This window comes from Pseudomonas sp. NBRC 111140, assembly GCF_001320885.1.
Lineage (GTDB): Bacteria > Pseudomonadota > Gammaproteobacteria > Pseudomonadales > Pseudomonadaceae > Aquipseudomonas > Aquipseudomonas putida_P.
This window is the reverse complement of record NZ_BCBQ01000102.1, coordinates 1-19,626: the sequence shown is the minus strand read 5'-3', so window position 1 is coordinate 19,626 and position 19,626 is coordinate 1. Positions and strand designations below refer to the sequence as shown.

Here is a 19,626-nt window from a genome sequence, read left to right as displayed (position 1 = left end):
AAGGCGACCCTGGCGGTCGATGATCAGCAGGCCATCGTCGATGCTGTCGAGCACAGCCTGCAAGCGCTGCTGACCGGCCAGCAGCTCGTCAACGTTGGTGGCCTGGTGTTTGCGCAAGGCATCGGCCATCAGGCCAAAGCGGCGAGTCAGCTGGTTCAGCTCGGTCGCCTGGGTGACCGGCAAGGTGACGTCGAAATTGCCTTTGCCCAGTTGGTCGGCCGCTTTGGCCAAGGCTTCGATAGGCTGGCCAAAACGCCGGGCGATGTTGTGTGCGGTGATGAAGCCGAGCACCAGTACCACCAGACCCATCAGGCCGAGTACACCACTGACCAGCAGGGCGCGGTCACGGGTGTGCTCCTCGCTGCGGGTGATCAGGTCCAAGGCCTGCTTGTGGGCATCGATCAGGTCGGTTCGCACCTGGTTGAACGCGGCGCCCAGCGGTTGATCGACTCCCATGCTGCGGGCGGGTGCGGCGCTATCGCGATAGGCCTGGAGAAAAGCTTGGTAATTGCTGCTGGCCTTGCTGAAACCGGTGCGCTCACCGCCTTGTTCCAGCCCTTGGTTGAGCAGGGCCTGGAAGTTGTCCTGCAGCAGCCGCAGGTTATCCGGGGCGGTTTCTTCATCAAGAATGAGGGTCAGCTGTTCGCCCAGGTTCTGGCGCAATTTCAGCCCCACTTCCAGGGCATGGGTGGTTTCGCGCACCAACTGCTGTTGCACGGCGGCCATCTGCAGCACGCTGACCAGGCCCAGCAGCAGGCCCAGCAACGCCACGGTCACCAGCGCCGAGATGCTGAGGAAAAGCCGCGTGCGCAGCTTCATGGGCGGCCACTTCACAGGTTGTACTGCTTGCGCTTGCGGTACAGGGTGGAGGCATCGATGCCCAAGGTCTTGGCCGCTTGGTCGAGGGTATCGCTGGCGGCCAGCACGGCACCGATATGCGCGCGCTCCAGCTCATCCAGGCTAAGCGCGGCACCCACGCGTGGCGCATTGCCGGTGGGTTGCTCACCCATGCCCAGGTGGCTGATTTCCACACGCTCCTGTGGGCAGATGATGCTGGCCCGTTCCACGACGTTGCGCAGTTCGCGAATGTTGCCGGGCCAGCGATAGTTGAGCAGCGCAGCGCGCGCCTCGTCACTGAAACCGCGGGCGGGGCGAGAGTATTCCTTGACGAAGCGGGCGAGAAAGCGGTCGGCCAGGGTGAGGATGTCTTCACTGCGTTCGCGCAGCGGCGGCAGGTGCAGGGTGATGACGTTCAGGCGATACAGCAGGTCTTCGCGGAAGCGGCTTTCGCGCACCATCTCTTCGAGGTTGAGGTTGGTGGCGGCCAGAATGCGCACATCGGCACGTCGGGTAACCGGGTCGCCGACGCGTTCGTATTCCTTGTCCTGGATGAAGCGCAGCAGTTTGGGCTGCAAGGTCAACGGGAAATCGCCGATTTCGTCGAGGAACAGCGTGCCGCCGTCCGCTTGGCTGACCCGCCCAAGGGTGCTTTCGCTGGCTCCGGTGAAGGCGCCACGGGTATGGCCGAACAGCTCGCTTTCCATCAGCTCGGCGTTGAGCGACGGGCAGTTGATGGTCACGCAGGCTTTGCGCGCGCGCTTGCTCCAGCCATGGATGGCCCGTGCCAGCTCGCCCTTGCCGGTACCGGACTCGCCAAGGATGAGGATGTTGGCGTCGGTGGTGGCGACCTGGCGGGCGGTTTCCAGCACCGCCATCATGGCCGGGCTGTGAGAGTCGAGGCCGTCCTTGGGTTTGCGAATTTCACCTTCCAACGCCTCCAGGCGGGCAGAAAGCTGGCGCACTTCCAGTTGCTTGGCGGTGGCCAGGCGCAACTGGTCGGGGCTGCACGGCTTGACCAGGTAGTCGGCCGCGCCGGCCTGGATGGCGTCTACCGCTGTATCGATCGCCGAGTGTGCGGTAACGATCACCACTCGCATCCACGGGGCCTGGATACGCATCTGCGCCAGCACGTCCAGGCCATTGTCTTCACCCAGGCGCAAATCGAGGAAGCACAGGTCGAACACCTGGCGCTGCAGCAGGCTTTCGGCCTGGGCCGCGCTGTTGGCCGTGGCCACGCTGTAGCCCTCGTCCTCCAGGCAGTAGCGGAAGGTGCGCAGGATCGCGGACTCGTCATCCACCAGCAGAATGCGGCCTTGGTTGTCCTGGGCTGATTCCATTTCCTGCGCTCCTTTGGGATAGATCGTTATTTAGTGTGGGAAAAATCGGGCAAGTTGCATGGTCAATTCTGAAGGATTCTGTCCTTTGCATGCTAGCCAATGGCCAAAGGATGCCTGCAACCCGTGATTTTCCAATGCTTTGCTTAGAGGCACGCGCTGGCACATTGGTTGCGAAGTTTTTTAGATTTTGCCAAGAAGGAGGCACTGCCATGCCCTTTTCCCTGCGTACAGCCGTGTTGGCAGCCACCCTGCTGCCAGCCTTTACCCCTGCATTCGCCGACCCTGTGCAGGACGCGCGCCTGGAAGGCGCCCTGCAAACCGCCCTGTCACTCAATCGCATGCTCGACCCGTTCCGTATCACGGTTGAAGTGGACGGCAAGCAGGCGCGTCTTTCCGGTGAAGTGGAGAACGAGGTCGAGCGGCAGCTGGCCGAGGATGTGGCACGGGCCACTCGGGGTATTGAACAGGTGGAGAACCAGCTGCGAGTCAATCCCCAACTGGTAGAGCGCCCGCTTGAATTGCGTGCCTACGCCCAGCGCCTGGAGGACGCCACCCTGGCTGCGGTGATACGTGCCCGTCTGCTGTGGAGCCGCACCACTGAGAAGGCGCCTATAGAAGTACAAAGCAGTGAAGGCGTGGTGACCTTGCGCGGCAAGGTCGACAGTGCCGAAGCCAAGGAGTTGGCGGGCGTGGTGGCGCGTACCACCGACGGCGTGCACCTGGTCAACAACCTGGTCAGCCTGGATACCGCCGCCATGGCCAAGGCCCGGGAAACACCGGTGGGGGCGCCAACTGGGCCGCAGCCGAGTGACAGCTGGATCATCGACAAGATCCAGAACAGCTATCGCTTCAGTCGCAACCTCGACGGCCTGAACCTGAAAGTGGCTAGCGAGGCAGGCATGGTAAGGCTGTCGGGCGAGGTGGTCAGCGCCGAGCAAAAAACCATCGCTGTGGAGATCGCCCGGCAGATCATCGGTGTGCGTGGGGTGGATGCTGACCTGCTCAAGGTGGCGATCAAGGCCGAAGGCTGATCGTGCAATTCGCACGACTGCACGGGCGGCATCGTGCAGGATACGTCCTTACTGCTTGCCTTGTTGTTATCTAACTAGTTGATTTAAAAGGATTTAATTTAATTTCGAAGGCTGGCATGCAGGCTGCAATTACCTGTTCAGGTTTGAACAAAAATTACAGCAGGAGGAGCCGGCATGAACCGCCAATCCGTCAACCGCTCGCAGATCGCCGCACTGCCCTTGCGCCAGATGCTGACACTCGGCATGGCGTTGCTGCTGACCTTGGCCGCCGGCCTCTTCTATTACAGCTGGCAAACGGCGCGTCTGGCCGAGCAAGTGGCGGCGCAGACTGCCCTGTTGACGCAGATCCAGGCAACCCGTGCCAACACCTTGGTCAAGGCGGCTGAGCCGCTGCCTACCGGCCAGGCCACTGCCTCACCGGCCACCCTGGAAACTGTCGTGCCTCAGGACCGCTGGGTCTTCTGACCTGCCGGCCGGATCTATTCCGCAAAAAGAAAGGAGAACCACCATGCTGAGCTGGGCTATCACTTTCCTCATCATTGCCATTGTCGCCGCTGTACTGGGCTTCGGTGGTATCGCGGGCGCTGCGACGGGTATCGCCAAGATCCTGTTCATCGTCTTCCTGGTGTTGTTCGTAGCCTCCTTCTTCTTTGGACGTGGACGAGGTTGAAGATGAGCAGGAAGCTTTGTTCAGCCCTGGCTGCCGCCCTGTTGCTGGGTGGCAGTACGGCGGCGATGGCGGCCAATGACGGCCAGGTCCGGGTCGATCAGTTGCTCGGCTCGGACCCGGAGTACCGGGAAACCTGGCAGGACACTCTCAAAGGCGAGGAACGCCTGCCCGATTGGGTGGTCAATCTGACCGGCAGTGCTCAGCAGCAGATGTCTGCCGTTACCGAAGACGGCGACAAGTACTTGGTCGGGCCGCTGTGCGAGGCCAAGGATAATTGCACTTACAAACGCCTGATCGTGGCGTTCAGCTGGGACAAGGATGACGCCTACGGGATGCTCGTGGAGGTGCCCGAAGGCTTGCCGAGCGACAAGTCGCCCACCCGTCATGCGCAGTATCGTTGGTTAGGCGAACCGGACGATGGCATGAAGGCGATGCTGCAGGAGCAGCTCAAGCGTGACCCGAACTGGTACTGAGCATTTATTGCCGGTACGGATGAACGGTCACCACTGTCACGTAATAGAAGCTGAACCTTTCTATAGTTCAGCCTTCTATGATGCGCCGCCCCGAGGAGGGGCAGCACATGACCAAGGGGCCGGGCTGTTCTGATTGTTGCAGGATCGGAGTGGCCTAGGGGTACAGGGAGTGCCTCCAGTAATGGGCCGGGTCAGGAAAGGCGGAATCGGAAGTATCAGGCCGGCGGTATCACAGGGATACCTTGTCAGGCCTGACTTCCGAGGAGCCCTGTATGAAGCGTCGCTTCTCTTGCGCGTTTTTTCTCCCGAGACACATTTTGTCTCGACCGTACATCAAATTTTTTTCGACCTTCTTGTTGCTGGTACAAGCGGCATTTACGCCATTCGGATTGTCGAACAAGCCATCTTCCTTGCCCTTTATGTACCGTCAAATCTGCCGAAATATGGCGGTTTGGTCTTGTTCGGGATTCCGAACGTTATAAATCAATCACTTGCGAAGCTGCCGAATGGGTCGAAAACCGTATGCCAAAACGGCATGGGGTATGCGTTTCCGGCATTAGCTTTCGCCCCTTCCCGTCGCAATAGTTGCCGCCTTTTTCGCTGGCCAGAGCGCCCTGTCGCTCGCCTGCGGTGTCCTTACATGACGTCGCCGGACGGAAGCTTGCACGGCTCGTGACTTTGCCAATGGCTCTGTTACACGTGTTTCCGCCAGGTGCCATGACCACTAGAACAAAGGGTAAAGACATGAAGAAGGCAAAACTGAGCCTCGCCTGGCAGATCGTCATCGGTCTGGTCCTGGGTGTTGCAATCGGCGCGCTACTGAACCACTTCAGTGCAGAAAAGGCCTGGTGGATCAGCAACGTCCTCCAGCCCGCTGGTGACATCTTCATTCGCCTGATCAAGATGATCGTCGTCCCGATCGTGATCTCGTCGCTGATCGTGGGCATCGCCGGGGTTGGCGACGCGAAGAAACTGGGCAGCATTGGCCTGAAGACCATCATCTACTTCGAAGTAGTGACCACCATTGCCATCGTCGTGGGCCTGGTGCTGGCCAACCTGTTCCACCCGGGCGCCGGCATCGACATGAGCACCCTGGGTACCGTGGACATCTCCAAGTACCAGGCCACTGCGGCCGAGGTGCAGCATGAGCACGCGTTCATCGAAACCCTGCTGAACCTGATCCCGTCGAACATCTTCGCAGCGCTCATGCGTGGCGAAATGCTGCCGATCATCTTCTTCTCGGTCATGTTCGGCCTGGGCCTGTCGAGCCTCCAGGCAGAACTGCGCGACCCACTGGTGCGTACCTTCCAGGCTGTTTCGGAAACCATGTTCAAGGTCACCCACATGATCATGAACTACGCCCCTATCGGCGTGTTCGCCCTGATCGCCGTGACCGTGGCCAACTTCGGCTTCAGTTCGTTGCTGCCGCTGGCCAAGCTGGTGCTGCTGGTGTACTTCGCCATCGCCTTCTTCGCCTTCATGGTGCTGGGCCTGGTTGCCCGCGTGTTCGGCTTCTCGGTAATCAAGATCATGCGCATCATGAAAGATGAGCTGATTCTGGCTTACTCCACTTCCAGCTCGGAAACCGTGCTGCCGCGCGTGATCGAGAAAATGGAGAAGTACGGCGCGCCGAAGTCGATCTGCTCGTTCGTGGTGCCGACCGGCTACTCCTTCAACCTTGACGGTTCGACCCTGTACCAGAGCATCGCGGCCATCTTCATTGCCCAGCTGTACGGCATCGACCTGTCGTGGAGCCAGCAGCTGCTGCTGGTGCTGACACTGATGGTCACCTCCAAAGGTATCGCTGGTGTGCCGGGTGTGTCGTTCGTCGTGCTGCTGGCCACCCTGGGCAGCGTGGGCATCCCGCTGGAAGGCCTGGCCTTCATCGCCGGTGTCGACCGCATCATGGACATGGCCCGCACCGCGCTGAACGTTGTCGGCAACGCCCTGGCTGCACTGGTCATCGCTCGTTGGGAAGGCATGTACGACGCCGCCAAGGGCGAGAAGTACTACGCTTCGCTGATGGCCGACAAGCAGGAAGCTGCGGTGGTTGGCGAAACCGCCAAGCGCTGAGCCTGATGGCTGTTTGACCCAAAGCCCCGACTTGTCGGGGCTTTTTGTTTTCCGGGTCATTCGCGGACCATTGTAGGCGCGCGATCGCCAGCCCCAGGCTTCGATACGCTATCATTCGGGCATTTTTCAGGGGGTACACACGGATGCTCAACGGCCTTTGGCTCGGCTTTTTCCTGGTGGCGGCGGTGTCCGCCCTGGCCCAATGGCTGGTGGCCGGCAACGCGGGCATCTTCGCCGCAATGGTCGAAAGCATCTTCGCCATGGCCAAGCTGTCGGTGGAGGTGATGGTGCTGCTGTTCGGCACGCTGACCCTGTGGCTGGGCTTTCTCAAGATCGCCGAAAAGGCCGGTATCGTCGAATGGCTGGCCAAGGTGCTGGGCCCGCTGTTCGCCCGCCTGATGCCGGAAGTGCCGCCTGGTCACCCGGCCCTGGGCCTTATCACCATGAATTTTGCCGCCAACGGCCTGGGCCTGGACAACGCCGCGACGCCGATTGGCCTGAAGGCCATGCGCGCGCTGCAGGAGCTGAACCCCAGCAGCACCACGGCGAGCAACGCGCAAATCCTGTTCCTGGTACTCAACGCCTCTTCGCTGACGCTGCTGCCGGTCACCATCTTCATGTACCGGGCCCAGCAGGGCGCGCCGGACCCAACCATGGTGTTCCTGCCGATCCTGCTGGCGACCAGCGTCTCGACCTTGGTCGGCCTGCTGTCGGTGGCAGTGATGCAGCGCTTGCGACTGTGGGACCCGGTGGTGCTTGCCTACTTCATCCCCGGCGCTTTGCTGCTGGGAGGTTTCATGGCGTTCCTCGGCACCCTGTCGGCCGCTGCACTGGCAAGCCTGTCGTCCATCTTGGGCAACCTCACGTTGTTTGGCGTGATCATGCTGTTCCTGGTGATCGGTGCCTTGAAGCGGGTGAAGGTGTATGAAGCCTTCGTCGAAGGTGCCAAGGAAGGTTTCGATGTGGCCAAGAACCTGCTGCCCTACCTGGTGGCGATGCTGGTGGCGGTGGGTGTGCTGCGCGCATCAGGTGCCTTGGAGCTGGCCTTGGACGGCATTCGCCATGCGGTGAACTGGATGGGCCTGGACACACGCTTCGTCGAGGGTTTGCCGACGGCGCTGGTCAAGCCGTTTTCCGGTAGCGCAGCACGGGCCATGCTGATCGAAACCATGCAGACCCAAGGCGTGGACAGTTTCCCGGCCTTGGTCGCGGCGACGATTCAAGGCAGTACCGAAACCACCTTCTATGTACTGGCCGTGTACTTTGGCGCCGTCGGCATCCAACGTGTGCGCCATGCAGTCGGTTGCGCACTGCTGGCCGAGTTGTCCGGGGTGATCGCGGCGATCTTCATCTGCTACTGGTTCTTCGCCTGAACCCTCGGTTGAGCCTGGTTTGCCTGGGCAATGGTCCAGCTCACCACCTGCCCCACCAGTTGGTCGCTGGCTTGGCCAAAGCCGGTAACCACGGCTGACACCTGTTTGTCGGTCAGTGGTTGGCGGATCTCAAAGCGCTTGCTGGCCAGGATGCGCTGGTTGCGCCCCTGGACCAGGCGTGCGTCGTAGCGGATCACCACCTCTACCGCCCCGCCTGGGCGGTATTCACTCTGAAACGCCTGCAGCTCGCCAGCCAGCTCGTAGTCAGCCTGCAGGTTGCTGTCGTCGGCGCTCAGGCGCTGCACCTGGCCGTCACGCTGGAAGCCATCGAGCAAGCGGTTGCGCAGCAGCACCGGGGCCGCATCGCTCCAACGTGCGCCCTTGTAGCTGCTGACCACATCGCCTTGGGGAATCACGGCAATCCGTGGCCCGGCCAGCACTTCGCTGGCCAGTGGCTTGTTCAGGCGCAATGACCAGTCCAGTGCCGGTGCCGTGCGGCTGGGTTGATTCACTGGCAGGCGGTAAAGGTCCACGGGTTCGCTTTTGGGCAGGATCGAGCAGGCACTGGCCAGGCTCAGCGCGGCCGCCAGGGCCAGCAGGCGCAGCGACGGTTTCATGGCTGGAACTCCTTGTTGTTGTCGCGGCCAAGCAGGTAGCCGCTCGGGTCGGCCTCCAGTTGCCGGGAAATGCCTTTGAGTGCGTTAAGGGTTTCGCGCAGTTCACGAATGGCCGGGGTGAGCTGGTTCAGGCCCTGGGCGCCGTCGCCGATGGCCTCGCTGTTGTTCTTCAGCAGGTTGTTGATGGTTGCCGTGCTTTCAGCCAGTGACTGCATGGCCTGCTCGGCGCTGCCGATCGCCTGTTTGCCTTCGCTGCCCAGCAGGCCGTTGGCATTGCGCATCAGCGTCTGTGTTTCGGCCAGGGTGGCGCTGGCCTGCTTGCCCACCTGCACCAGCTGTTCGATGGCCTCGGCGATGCTGCCATGCTGGCCGGCAAAGGCGCCGGTGGTCTTGTCGAGGTTGGCCAGGGTGTTGCTGAGGTGGCCGATGTTGTCCTCGGAGAACATCTGGTTGGCGTTGTGCAGCAGCAGGTTGATGTTGGTCACCAGGTCGCTGCTGTCATTGAGCAGGCGCGAGATGGGCGATGGCGAGGCGATGATCACCGGTAGCTTGCCATCTTTGCCCTTCAGTTCTGGGCTTTGCGGGGTGCCGCCGCTGAGCTGGATGAACGAGTTGCCAGTGACCCCGGCCAGGGTCAGCTTGGCCTGGGTGTCTTCCTTTACCGGTGTGTCACCGCTCAGACGTACCCGTGCCAGTACCCGGCGTGGGTCTTTGGGGTCCAGGCGCAGGGTGGACACATCGCCCACCTTGATGCCGTTGTACTGCACCGGGCTGCCACGGGACAGGCCCGAGACGGCTTCGTTGAACACCACTTCGTAATCCTTGAAGGCGTCGTCGACACTGGACTTGGCCAGCCACAGGCCGAACAGCATGGCGCCGGCCACCACCAGGACGGTGACCAGGCCGATAAGAACGTGATGGGCTCGGGTTTCCATTGCTCAGCGCTCCTGCCCGGCACGGGTGGCAGCCTGTTCGGCTGCGCGCCCGCGTGGGCCGTGAAAGTATTCTTGGATCCAGGCGTCGTTGGTCTGCTCGACCTCGGCCAGCGGGCCGGCCACCAGGACTTTTTTCTGCGACAGCACCGCAATGCGGTCGGTGATGGTGTACAGGGTGTCGAGGTCGTGGGTGATGAGGAACACCGACAGGCCCAGGGCATCGCGCAGGGTGAGGATCAACTGGTCGAACGCGGCGGCACCGATCGGGTCCAGGCCGGCGGTGGGTTCGTCGAGGAACAGGATGTCCGGGTCCAGGGCCAGTGCGCGTGCCAGCGCCGCACGCTTGATCATGCCCCCCGACAATGAGGCCGGGTACTTGTCGGCGGCCGAGATCGGCAACCCGGCCAGGGCCAGCTTCACGCCGGCCAGGTGCTCGGCATCGGCGCGGGACAGCCCGGCGTGCTCGATCAGGGGCAAGGCCACGTTCTCGGTCACCGTCAGCGAAGAGAACAGCGCGCCCTTCTGAAACAACACGCCAAAGCGCCGCTCAACCAGCGAGCGCTGTTCTTCACCCAGGCCGGCCAAGTCCTGGCCGAATACCTTGATCTGCCCTTCGTTGGGTCGGCGCAAGCCGATGATGCTGCGTAGCAGCACCGATTTGCCGCTACCTGAGCCACCGACCACGGCGAGGATTTCGCCACGGTACAGGTCAAGGTCGAGGTTTTCATGCACCACCTGGCGGCCGAAGCGGTTGCAGATGCCACGGGCTTCGATGACGCGATCCTGATCACTCACCAGCCCATCTCCATGAAGAACAGCGCGGCTACCGCATCCAGCACGATGACCACGAAAATCGACTGCACCACCGCCGAGGTGGTGTGTGCCCCTACCGATTCGGCGCTGCCGCTGACCTTGAAGCCTTCCAGGCAGCCGATGGCGGCGATCAGGAAGGCGAAGAAGGGTGCCTTGGCCAGACCTACCAGAAAGTGCTGCACGCCGATGTCGCTTTGCAGCAGCGACAGGAACATGGCCGGCGAGATATCCAGCGTCAGGGCGCAGACCACCGCGCCACCAATCATGCCGCAGATCATCGCGACAAAGGTGAGCAACGGCAGCGAAATCAGCAAGGCCAGCACCCGTGGCACCACCAGTAGCTCCATGGGGTTCAGGCCCAGGGTGCGGATGGCGTCGATTTCTTCATTGGCCTTCATCGAGCCTATTTGCGCGGTGAACGCGCTGGCCGTGCGCCCGGCCATGAGGATGGCGGTCAGCAGCACGGCGAATTCGCGCAGGAACGAGAACGCCACCAGGTCGACGGTGAAAATGGTCGCGCCGAAGTCGGCCAGCACCGTGGCACCGAGGAAGGCCACTACCGCACCCACCAGGAAGGTCAGCAAGGCGACGATGGGCGCGGCATCCAGCCCGGTCTGTTCGATATGTGCCACCACCGGTGTGAAGCGCCAGCGATGCGGTTGCAGGGCGCGACGCAGCAAGGTTTCGAGGATGACGCCGACGAAACCGAGCAACTGCATGGAGTCTTGCCACAGTGTGCCGACGGCGCGGCCGATGCGTTCCAGCAGCATCAGCAGTACGTTCCGCTCGGGCTCCTTGACCGGGATGCAGTAGTCCTGGACCGAGCAGTAGACGTTCTTGAGCAGTGCGCGGCTGGCTTCGGGCAGGTCTTGGGTACAGCGCGACAGGCGCTCGGAACCTAGCAGCTCGGCCAGCAGCGACGCGCCGGCGGTGTCCAGGCGGCCTAGCTGGCTGAGGTCGGCGACGGTGTCGGCAGCGTATTGCGTGCGCAGTTGCTCGCTTTCGCGCTTGAGGTTGGCGTAATGCGCCAGGGTCCAATCACCGGTAATGCGCAGGCAGGGCGGCTGGCTGCTGGTGTCCAGAATGGCGCTGGGGGTGGTCATAGGCTCCATGCAATTGACTCGGCGCTAAGGCTTAGGGGCTGATCATAGCGCAGCGGGCATGGGCTGTTTGTTGATTATGTGCTGTGTTAGGGGCTACGAGGCTGCAACGCAGCCCCTTTTTACTTACTGCGCCGGTGCGTCGTCGACCACCTTGAAGCGCAGCACGCCGATCACCTGCCCATCTTCGGTCAGCACCCTTACCTGCCACTTGCCTACCGGGTTGGGCGGGAAGTTCTGCTTGTGGGTCCAGGCCCGGTAGCCTTCCTTGCGCCCGCCGTGGATGTCCAGGGCTATGCGGTCGACCTCCTGGCCGTCCTTTTGCCACACATGGTAGATCCGCTCATTCAGGCCGCGTGGCGCGTTGATGGCGGTATAGGCGTACAGGCCGCTGCTGCGTATGCGACTGGCGGCAATCTCGTCCAGCGATTCGCCTGGCTGGCGGTTGAGTACTTCGGTGCTCACCGCCACCTCGGTCATCCACAGGGTTGCTGGCGGCACCCAGGAGCGCAACAGCCAGCCGCCGGCACCGACCGACAGGGTAACCACCACCAGCGCCACGGCGCGGCGCCAGTTGTTGATCGGGAAGCTACTGGCCAGGCTGGGGAACGACAGGGCCATGGCTGCGATCAGGGCCAGCTTGAAGCTTTGCGCGGTGGTCAGGTGCAGGATGATCGGCAACGCAGTCAACAGGGCGGCGAACAGCGTCAGGGTGTGCAGTGCCAGGAACAGCCAGCGCCGGGGTGCCAGCCACTTGTAGTACAGGGGGTCGGTGATCGAAATCAGGCCGGCGGCGCCAAGCAAGCCAGTGAAGACCAGTTGGCCGCTGTTCCAGGTGGTGGTGATGAAGAAGAACGGCAGCACGAAGAACAGTGTTTCTTGGTGGATCATCTGCGTCGCGTAGCGCAATAGCGGCTGCGGGATCTCGCGGTTGAAGGTGCGTGCGAACAAGCCGGTGAGGGTGTTTTCCAGCATCAGCCAGACCCAGCTGACCAGCATGAGTATGGCGACCCAGCTGGCCAGGCCGGCTTGGCGATCGACCAGGATGAAGCTGCCGATACCGGAGAGGAAACCGCCGAGCGCGATGATGCCGGGGTAGCGTTTGAGCAGTTCGATGATGCGCTGGACGATATGGGGGATTTGGGGCATTGGGGGCTACGACAGAAAGGATGAGTTGGCGGTACCGGCCCCTTCGCGGGCACGCCCGCGAAGGGGCCGGTACTGGCAAAAGGATACCGCCGATTCACCGCTGCCGTGTAGCACCACTCGGCCGTTGCGGGCCTTGCCGCCGCCAGCGCAGCAGACCGGCCGCCAGTATCAGGCCCACTATCAGCGCGACCAGCCCGTATAGTTCGTCATAGCCAAGCAACGGCTTTTCGATGCGCAGGTAGCCGTCCTCCTTGAGCAGTGCCTTCAGCGCCTCGTTGGCCTGGGCCAGGCTGACCTGGCGCAGCTTGCGCACCGGGTTGGCGAAGCGCCCGTCGGTATAGTCGTTCAGCGCACCCCAGTAGTAGTCGGCCAAGGCACTGTTACCCTGGGTACTCCAGCTTTCCTTGGCGACGCTGGCGTCCTTGATGCGGGCAAAGGTGTCTGGGTCGAGGCCTTCCTTGCGCAGGTGGTCGAACAGCGCCTGCATCACCTTCACCGCCTTGTCGATGTCATCGCGCTCAAGGTCGGCATTGAGGCTGAGCAGGCCGGTGTCGCCGAAGCTTTCTCGTTGCACCGAAGGGCCATAGGACAGCCCATTGCGCAGTCGCAGCTGGTCGTACAGCGCCCAGTCCAGGTAACGCGACAGCAGGTCGAGGGTGGCCTGGTGGTCGTTGTCCAGCACGGGCTCGATGAACAGCCAGTGCAGTTTGACGCTGTCGCCCAGCCAGCCACGGGTCAGGTCGCGGCGCTGCTCGGCCTGCTGGGTAATGCTTTCCAGGTTGCGGCGTTCTTCTGGTTCAGTTGCTGGCAGTTCGCCAAAGGTGCGCTCCAGATACGCCGGCAGCAGACGGTCGAGGCCGCCGACCACGATCAGGGTCATGTTGTTGGCCGCGTACCAGCGGTCACGCAAGGCCTGTACTTGCTCCAGGGTCATGTCGTCGAGGTTGGAGCGCTCCGGGCATTTCAGCCCCAGCTCGGTGCCCAACTGGTCGCTGGCCGGGTGGCCGATATCCTGGCGGTCGAGCCAGCGCTGCAAGTGGCCGTAGTGGCCGCCATCTTCGCGTTCGATGATGCGCTTGGCGGTGGCCAGGGCCTTGGCGTCGATGCGGGTATCGCGGATCACCGCCAGCAGCAGGTCGAGGACCTTGCGCTGATTGCGCGCAGGGGCTTCGATGACAAAAGTCGTGTCGGCGCTGCTGGTGTAGGCGTTCCACTCGCCGCCAAGCGCCTGCAGGCGCTCTTCCAGGCCGCCCTCGCCCATTTCGTCGATGCCGCTGAACAACAGGTGCTCAAGCAGGTGCGGCAGTTCTTTCTGCTCGCAATCGAAGTCATCCAGGCCCACCCCGACCACCAGGCGAATTGCCACATGATCACGTTCGTAGCCGTTTTTCAGGATGACCTGCAGGCCATTGGGCAACAGGTAGCCTTCGACCCGCGAGCGGTCGAGGGCGATCGAGGGCAGGCTGCAGATCAGCAGGCAAACGAACATCAGGCAACGCATGGGCGAGCGAGGGTCCTTAGCTATAAGAATTCACGGCTGGCGGGCTTCGTCCGGCACACTGTCGAGCATCAGCCCACCGGTGTCCGAGCCGCCCAGTACCACATAGGCACTGCTACAGAACAAAGAGTTCAACCGCTTCATGTCGGCGATCAGCTCCAAGTGTAGCGAACTGGTCTCGATGCTTTGCACGACCTTGCGCTGCAGGCGGCTGACATGGGCGTGGGCGAGGCGCCGTTCCTGGGCACGGAACCTGCGTTTCTCCCGCAGCAGCAAGCGGGCGCTTTCCGGGTCGGCACTGAGGAACACCGACAGGCCCAGGCGCAGGTTGGCCAGCAATTGTTCCTGCAGGCCGGTCAGTTCCTCCAGGCCGACCTGGGAAAACTCCCGGCGCTGGCTGGTTTTCTGCTGTTGGACCTTGCGCAGCATGCGTTCGATCAGGTCGCAGGCGAGCTTGAGGTTGATGGCCAGCTCGATGATTTCGGCCCAACGGCGATTGTCCTGTTCGCTGAGGTCCTCGCGCGACATCTGCGCCAGGTACAGCTTGATCGCGCTGTACAGGGCTTCGGCATCTTCGCCCAAGGCGCGGACCTGCTGTGGCAAGGCCGCCTGGGTACCGCGCAACGCGCCGAGCATGGCTTCGAGCAGGCTGTCGACGATATCGCCCAGGCGCAGGGTTTCTCGGCATGCGTTGGCCAGGGCCAGGCTGGGCGTTTCGAGTGCCGAGGCGTCGAGGTGGCGTGGGCGCACTTGCCCGTTGCCTGTTTCCCGTTCGGGCAACAGGGCGTTGCACAGCCGGCCCATGGGTTTGACCGTGGGTAGCATGAGCAGGCAGCGCAGCGTGTTGTAGAGCAGGTGGAAGCCGATGACCAGCTCTTGCGGGCTGAAGCTCAACGAGTCCATCCATTCCACCAGCGGGTGCAGCACCGGGATGATCAGCACCAGGCCGATCAACTTGTACAGCAGGCTGCCCAGGGCCACCCGGCGCCCGGCGGCGTTCTGCATGCTGGTGCCGATGAACGCCAGCAGCCCACTGCCGATGTTGGCGCCAACTACCAGGCCGATGGCGACCGGCAGGCTGATCACTTCGGCGCCGGCCAGTGTGGCGGTGAGCAGCACGGCGGCCAGGCTTGAATAGGAAATCATGGCGAACATCGCCCCGACCAGGGCGTCGAGCATGATGTCGCCGGTCAGCGAGGCAAACAGCACTTTCACGCCCTGGGCATGAGTGATCGGCGCAGCTGCCTGCACGATAAGCTCAAGTGCCAGGATGATCAGCCCAAGGCCGATGCCTACACGGCCCAATTGGCCGGCCCGCGTCTGCTTGCGCGAAAGGAAGAAGATCACCCCGAGGAAGATCAGCAGTGGCGACAGCCATGACAGGTCGAAGGTCAGTACCCGGGCCATCAGTGCGGTACCCACGTCGGCACCGAGCATGATCGCCAAGGCCGGGGTCATGGCCATCAGGCCTTGGCCGACGAAGGAGGTGACCAGCATGGCCGTGGCGTTGCTACTTTGCACCATGGCGGTGACCAGAATGCCGGCGATGAAGGCCAGCGGCCGCTTGTCCATGTTCTGGCTGATGATGCGCCGCAGGTTCGAGCCGAATACCCGGAGGATGCCGGTACGCACGATGTGGGTGCCCCAGACCAGAAGCGTCACGGCCGAGAGCAGGTTGAGCAGGGTCAGCATGGCGAAGGCCCCCTGTTGCGATGGCCTAGTGGGCCAAGAAAAGAAACATGAGCATTGGAATAATTTTCGGTGCTCACTCAAAGCTTTAGTTGTTTTGCGCAGCTGTCGCCAGCTTCGCATGGCTGGCACGGGTTTGAAACCGACCAGAAATGAAAAAAGGGCCACGAAGGGCCCTTTCTGTGCTGCACTTCCTGGTCTTATTGACCCGGAATGTCCTTGCGCAGTTTCACCGGATCATGCTCTTTGCCTGCCTTGCGGGCCGCGGCGGTGCGCATGCGAATGTTGATCGCTTCCACTGCCAGCGAGAACGCCATGGCAAAGTAGACGTAGCCTTTGGGCACATGCACGTCGAACGCTTCGGCGATCAGCACGGTACCGACCACGATCAGGAACGACAGCGCGAGCATCTTCAGCGACGGGTGCTTGTCGATGAAGTCGCTGATAGCGCCGGCGCACAGCATCATCACCAGCACGGCAACCACGATGGCCGCGATCATGACCGGAACGTGGGAAACCATGCCCACCGCTGTGATCACCGAGTCCAGCGAGAACACGATGTCGATGATGGCGATCTGGATGATGGTGTAGAAGAACTTGCCACCCGCGCCTTTTGGCTCGTCCGGGTTTTCGTCTTCGCCTTCCAGGCCGTGGTAGATCTCTTGCGAGCTTTTCCACAACAGGAACAGACCACCGAAGAACAGGATCAGGTCGCGCCCGGAGATGCCTTGGCCGAACACCACGAACAGGTCGGCGGTAAGGCGCATGACCCAAGTGATCGACAGCAACAGCATGATGCGGGTGACCATGGCCAGGGCCAGGCCGAAGATCCGGGTGCGCGGCTGCATGTGCTTGGGCATGCGGCTGACCAGGATCGAGATCATGATGATGTTGTCGATACCGAGGACGATCTCAAGCGCGGTAAGGGTGAAAAAGGCAACCCAGATTTCCGGGCTGGTCAGCCATTCCATGTATTTTCCTTCGAGCGGTAATGGCGACGCGCCCCGGTCAGGGCGCGTCGCGTAGGTGATACGTGTGTATTAAAGACTACTGAACAGCGGGAAAATGCCCATCAGCAGTGCGGCGAGCATTATGCACAGGCACACCAACACTGCCCACTTGAGTGTAAAGCGCTGATGGTCGCCAAATTCGATACCGGCCAGGGCCACCAGCAGGTAGGTGGAGGGTACCAGCGGGCTGAGCAGGTGTACTGGCTGCCCGACGATCGACGCACGGGCCATCTCTACCGGGGTGATGCCGTAATGGCTGGCGGCTTCGGCCAGCACTGGCAGCACGCCGTAGTAGAACGCGTCGTTGGACATGAAGAAGGTGAACGGCATGCTCACGATCGCGGTGATCACCGCCAGGTAAGGGCCCAGCGCTTCGGGGATGACCGCCAGCAGGCTCTTGGACATGGCGTCGACCATGCCGGTACCGGACAGGATGCCGGTAAAGATGCCTGCGGCGAAGATCAGCCCGGTCACGGCCAGTACGCTGCCTGCGTGGGCGGCGATGCGGTCCTTCTGCTGCTGCAGGCATGGGTAGTTGACGATCATCGCGATGCTGAAGGCGATCATGAACAGCACCGGCAGCGGCAGTACACCGGCGATCAGTGCGACCATCAGGGCAGCGGTCAGTGCACCGTTGAAGTACAGCAGCTTGGGCCGGCGTGCGTCAGGGTATTGCGAGACAGTGATTTCACTGTGGTCGATGTCGTCGGTCGGCAGGTGCAGTTCGCCTAGGCGAGCACGTTCACGCTTGCCGTACATGTAGGCGATGGCCAGGATCGCCAGCACACCGAACAGCATGGCCGGGATCATCGGCACGAAGATGTCCGATGGGTCTACGTGCAGGGCGCTGGCAGCGCGGGCGGTCGGGCCACCCCACGGGGTCATGTTCATCACCCCGCCGGCGAGGATGATCAGGCCGGCCATGATCCGCGGGCTCATGCCCAGACGGCTGTACATCGGCAGCATAGCGGCACAGCAGATCATGTAGGTGGTGGCGCCGTCACCGTCGAGCGAGACCACCAGGGCCAGTACAGCGGTGCCGACCGAGACTTTCAGCGGGTCGCCCTTGACCAGTTTGAGGATCTTGCGCACGGCCGGGTCGAACAGGCCGGAGTCGATCATCAGGGCGAAGTAGAGAATGGCGAACATCAGCATCACGCCGGTTGGCGCGAGCTTGCTGATGCCTTCGAGCATCATGGGGCCGATCTTGGCGGAAAAACCACCGAACAGGGCGAACAGGATCGGTACCAGGATCAGCGCGATCAAGGCCGACAGGCGCTTGGTCATGATCAGGTACATGAAGGTGATGACCATGGCAAAGCCGAGGAAGGTCAGCATGGCAATACTCCAGGCGTGGCGCTACGAAAGGAACGTCGATTCGGGCGGATCAGCGCGTTGGGCGCTGCGCGGGGAGCATGCGGAGGGGGACTGCGGAAAGGCGGGCACAGGAATACATCAGAATCACCATTGTTGTTGTTGATTGGGCCGGGGGCGGTTTTACCGGGTGCCCTGGCTGACCGGTCTCGTGCCGGTAGTGGGCGCTATCCTATGAGGGCAAGCTTTCAGCCAGCTTTCGCCGAAGCAAAGGCGACGAGAGGTAGGTGATGCAGAATGTGACCGAAGGGGGCTGCCATTGCGGCGCCTTGCGTTACCGGTTGGAGGGCGACCTGACGGACATCGCCCATTGCCATTGTTCGATATGCCGCCGGGTAAGCGGCGGGCTGGTGGTGACCTGGCTCACCCTGCCTCGTTCGGGGTTTCAGTGGCTGGCGGGCGAACCCAACTGCTATGTGGCACCGGCCAGTTGCAGCCGGTACTTCTGTGGGCATTGCGGGGCGCATGTGGCATTGGTGACCACGCACAGCCCGGAAACGGTGGATGTGACGGTGGCGACGCTGGATCACCCGGAACTGGTCAGGGCCAACCGGCATATCTGGGTGGGCAGTCGGCTACCTTGGCTGCATCTGGATGAACAGTTGCCTTCCGAGGCTGAGGAGAAGCTTTAGGCCTGTGTTGTCTGTACCGGCCTCTTCGCGGGTAAACCCGCTCCCACAGGATCACCGCAGCCTCAAGGCCTGTGCAGTCCCTGTGGGAGCGGGTTTACCCGCGAAGAGGCCGGCACAGGCAACATCACAATTGCAGGCCACCCGCAGCCTTGTGCAGCGCCCGCAAGTGCTCGCCGATCTGCTTCACATTGGCTTCGATCGCGGCAATTTCCTTGGCCCGTGATGGCTCCAGCAGCGCCCTCACCTCTTTGTCCAGGCTGGTGCTCAAGCGCAACAGCTGTGCCTGGCGTTCGCTGCTCACCTGCTCAAGGTGCTTGCGCTCTTCGGGTTGCGGCAGCCCGTAGCCCTTGGCATCCAGCAACTCTGCCGGACGGCTGAGGAAACCGCTGTTGGCGAGCATCTGCTTGAGGGTTGCGTCAGCTTTGTTGACGCTGCCATCTTTCAGCGCCGCAGCATTCAGGTAGCGCTGCTTGACCTCGTCTTGAGCCAGCAGAAGCTGCCGGCGAAGGCTGGCTTGTTCGAGCAGCAGCAACGCGGCGCTGGTGCGCAGGTCAGCCTTGGCGAACCAGCTGCGACGTTGATCGGCCTCCAGGGCCAACCAGTCTTCAACCAGGGCTTGCTTGATCGGCAGCTGTTTCCTGAGCACTTCGAACATGGCCTGGTAGCGGTCGCGGTAAGAATCGAAGCGGTAGCCCAGGCGCAACGCCTCGCGCGGGTCATCAAGCACGCTGGTGTCGGCCAGCCCCCTGCCCTTTAGCACGGCCAGCAAACCGTTGGGCATGATGCTGTCCAGGTCATTTATGCGCGGGTTGGCTGTGCCGCTGCGCAGCAGTTTCAACGACTCCACTGCACAGTTGTTGGACAGGAACCAGTAGTTGCCGTCATAGCTCCAGTGCATCTCGGCGGCCTGGCGCACCAGGTTCTCGATTTCTTCGCGGTTGAGCTTCAAGGGCACCGAGGCCAGGCTGCGCAGTTCGGTCTTGGTGTATTCGTCGATCACTTGGCCCAGTGG

General features: G+C 62.1%; 19 protein-coding genes. 7 read left to right on the top strand and 12 right to left on the bottom strand.

The features are described from left to right. Together APH42_RS24640 and algB are read right to left on the bottom strand one after the other, a co-directional pair. Positions 1 to 819, bottom strand: an 819-nt coding sequence (locus APH42_RS24640; RefSeq protein ID WP_177336873.1) for a KinB sensor domain-containing domain, incomplete at its 3' end; no start/stop codon positions are given. Positions 820 to 830: 11 nt separating this feature from the next. Continuing rightward, positions 831 to 2,177, bottom strand: coding sequence for a sigma-54-dependent response regulator transcription factor AlgB (algB, locus tag APH42_RS24635; RefSeq protein ID WP_012269937.1), 1,347 nt, complete (start codon positions 2,175 to 2,177; stop codon positions 831 to 833). A 209-nt stretch (positions 2,178 to 2,386) separates the two neighbouring features. Here algB and APH42_RS24630 point away from each other — a divergent pair, with 209 nt between their 5' ends. The 6 genes from APH42_RS24630 (at position 2,387) to APH42_RS24610 (ending at position 7,797) form a co-directional block, all read left to right on the top strand. Next, on the top strand, positions 2,387 to 3,208 hold the full coding sequence (locus tag APH42_RS24630; RefSeq protein ID WP_060494433.1) for a BON domain-containing protein: 822 nt from the start codon (positions 2,387 to 2,389) through the stop codon (positions 3,206 to 3,208). 174 nt (positions 3,209 to 3,382) lie between these two features. After that, the gene (locus APH42_RS24625; protein WP_012269939.1) at positions 3,383 to 3,673 is read left to right on the top strand and encodes a hypothetical protein; all 291 of its coding nucleotides are present in this window, start codon (positions 3,383 to 3,385) and stop codon (positions 3,671 to 3,673) included. Positions 3,674 to 3,716: 43 nt separating this feature from the next. Next, entirely contained in the window at positions 3,717 to 3,878 is a 162-nt protein-coding gene (locus tag APH42_RS29550; protein WP_003252966.1) for a DUF1328 domain-containing protein, read from the top strand. A 2-nt stretch (positions 3,879 to 3,880) separates the two neighbouring features. Continuing rightward, a complete protein-coding gene (locus APH42_RS24620) occupies positions 3,881 to 4,351 on the top strand; it encodes an inhibitor of vertebrate lysozyme family protein (RefSeq protein WP_012269940.1) in 471 nt (156 codons plus the stop codon). A gap of 744 nt (positions 4,352 to 5,095) precedes the next feature. Next, a complete protein-coding gene (gene gltP / locus APH42_RS24615; protein WP_012269941.1) occupies positions 5,096 to 6,424 on the top strand; it encodes a glutamate/aspartate:proton symporter GltP in 1,329 nt (442 codons plus the stop codon). A 143-nt stretch (positions 6,425 to 6,567) separates the two neighbouring features. Then, on the top strand, positions 6,568 to 7,797 hold the full coding sequence (locus APH42_RS24610) for a nucleoside recognition domain-containing protein (protein ID WP_012269942.1): 1,230 nt from the start codon (positions 6,568 to 6,570) through the stop codon (positions 7,795 to 7,797). Here the strand turns inward: APH42_RS24610 and APH42_RS24605 are convergent. The 9 genes from APH42_RS24605 to APH42_RS24565 all read right to left on the bottom strand — a co-directional run bounded on the left by APH42_RS24605 (position 7,779) and on the right by APH42_RS24565 (position 17,946). Beyond that, a complete protein-coding gene (locus APH42_RS24605; protein ID WP_060494432.1) occupies positions 7,779 to 8,414 on the bottom strand; it encodes an ABC-type transport auxiliary lipoprotein family protein in 636 nt (211 codons plus the stop codon). The genes APH42_RS24610 and APH42_RS24605 overlap by 19 nt on opposite strands. Next, positions 8,411 to 9,349, bottom strand: a complete 939-nt coding sequence (locus APH42_RS24600) for an MlaD family protein (RefSeq protein ID WP_060494431.1) — start codon at positions 9,347 to 9,349, stop codon at positions 8,411 to 8,413. The genes APH42_RS24605 and APH42_RS24600 overlap by 4 nt, the downstream gene beginning before the upstream one ends. 3 nt (positions 9,350 to 9,352) lie before the next feature. After that, positions 9,353 to 10,144 carry an ABC transporter ATP-binding protein gene (locus tag APH42_RS24595; protein ID WP_060494430.1) on the bottom strand — a complete coding sequence of 264 codons (792 nt, stop codon included), beginning with the start codon at positions 10,142 to 10,144 and terminating at the stop codon, positions 9,353 to 9,355. After that, complete coding sequence (locus APH42_RS24590; protein ID WP_012269946.1) at positions 10,141 to 11,274, bottom strand: ABC transporter permease; 1,134 nt, start codon at positions 11,272 to 11,274, stop codon at positions 10,141 to 10,143. Before APH42_RS24590 ends, APH42_RS24595 begins: the two co-directional genes overlap by 4 nt. Positions 11,275 to 11,388: 114 nt before the next feature. Continuing rightward, positions 11,389 to 12,411 carry a DUF5924 family protein gene (locus APH42_RS24585; protein WP_012269947.1) on the bottom strand — a complete coding sequence of 341 codons (1,023 nt, stop codon included), beginning with the start codon at positions 12,409 to 12,411 and terminating at the stop codon, positions 11,389 to 11,391. 94 nt (positions 12,412 to 12,505) lie between these two features. Continuing rightward, complete coding sequence (locus APH42_RS24580) at positions 12,506 to 13,912, bottom strand: pitrilysin family protein (RefSeq protein WP_060494429.1); 1,407 nt, start codon at positions 13,910 to 13,912, stop codon at positions 12,506 to 12,508. A 30-nt stretch (positions 13,913 to 13,942) separates the two neighbouring features. Further along, positions 13,943 to 15,601, bottom strand: coding sequence for a Na/Pi cotransporter family protein (locus APH42_RS24575; protein ID WP_012269949.1), 1,659 nt, complete (start codon positions 15,599 to 15,601; stop codon positions 13,943 to 13,945). 197 nt (positions 15,602 to 15,798) lie between these two features. Beyond that, positions 15,799 to 16,569, bottom strand: coding sequence for a TerC family protein (locus tag APH42_RS24570; protein WP_012269950.1), 771 nt, complete (start codon positions 16,567 to 16,569; stop codon positions 15,799 to 15,801). Positions 16,570 to 16,638: 69 nt separating this feature from the next. Further along, the gene (locus APH42_RS24565) at positions 16,639 to 17,946 is read right to left on the bottom strand and encodes a CitMHS family transporter (RefSeq protein ID WP_012269951.1); all 1,308 of its coding nucleotides are present in this window, start codon (positions 17,944 to 17,946) and stop codon (positions 16,639 to 16,641) included. A 266-nt stretch (positions 17,947 to 18,212) separates the two neighbouring features. Here APH42_RS24565 and APH42_RS24560 point away from each other — a divergent pair, with 266 nt between their 5' ends. Then, a complete protein-coding gene (locus APH42_RS24560; protein WP_012269952.1) occupies positions 18,213 to 18,614 on the top strand; it encodes a GFA family protein in 402 nt (133 codons plus the stop codon). Between the two features lie 124 nt (positions 18,615 to 18,738). Here the strand turns inward: APH42_RS24560 and APH42_RS24555 are convergent. Further along, on the bottom strand, positions 18,739 to 19,626 hold an 888-nt coding region (locus APH42_RS24555), incomplete at its 5' end, for a DUF4105 domain-containing protein (protein ID WP_156352889.1).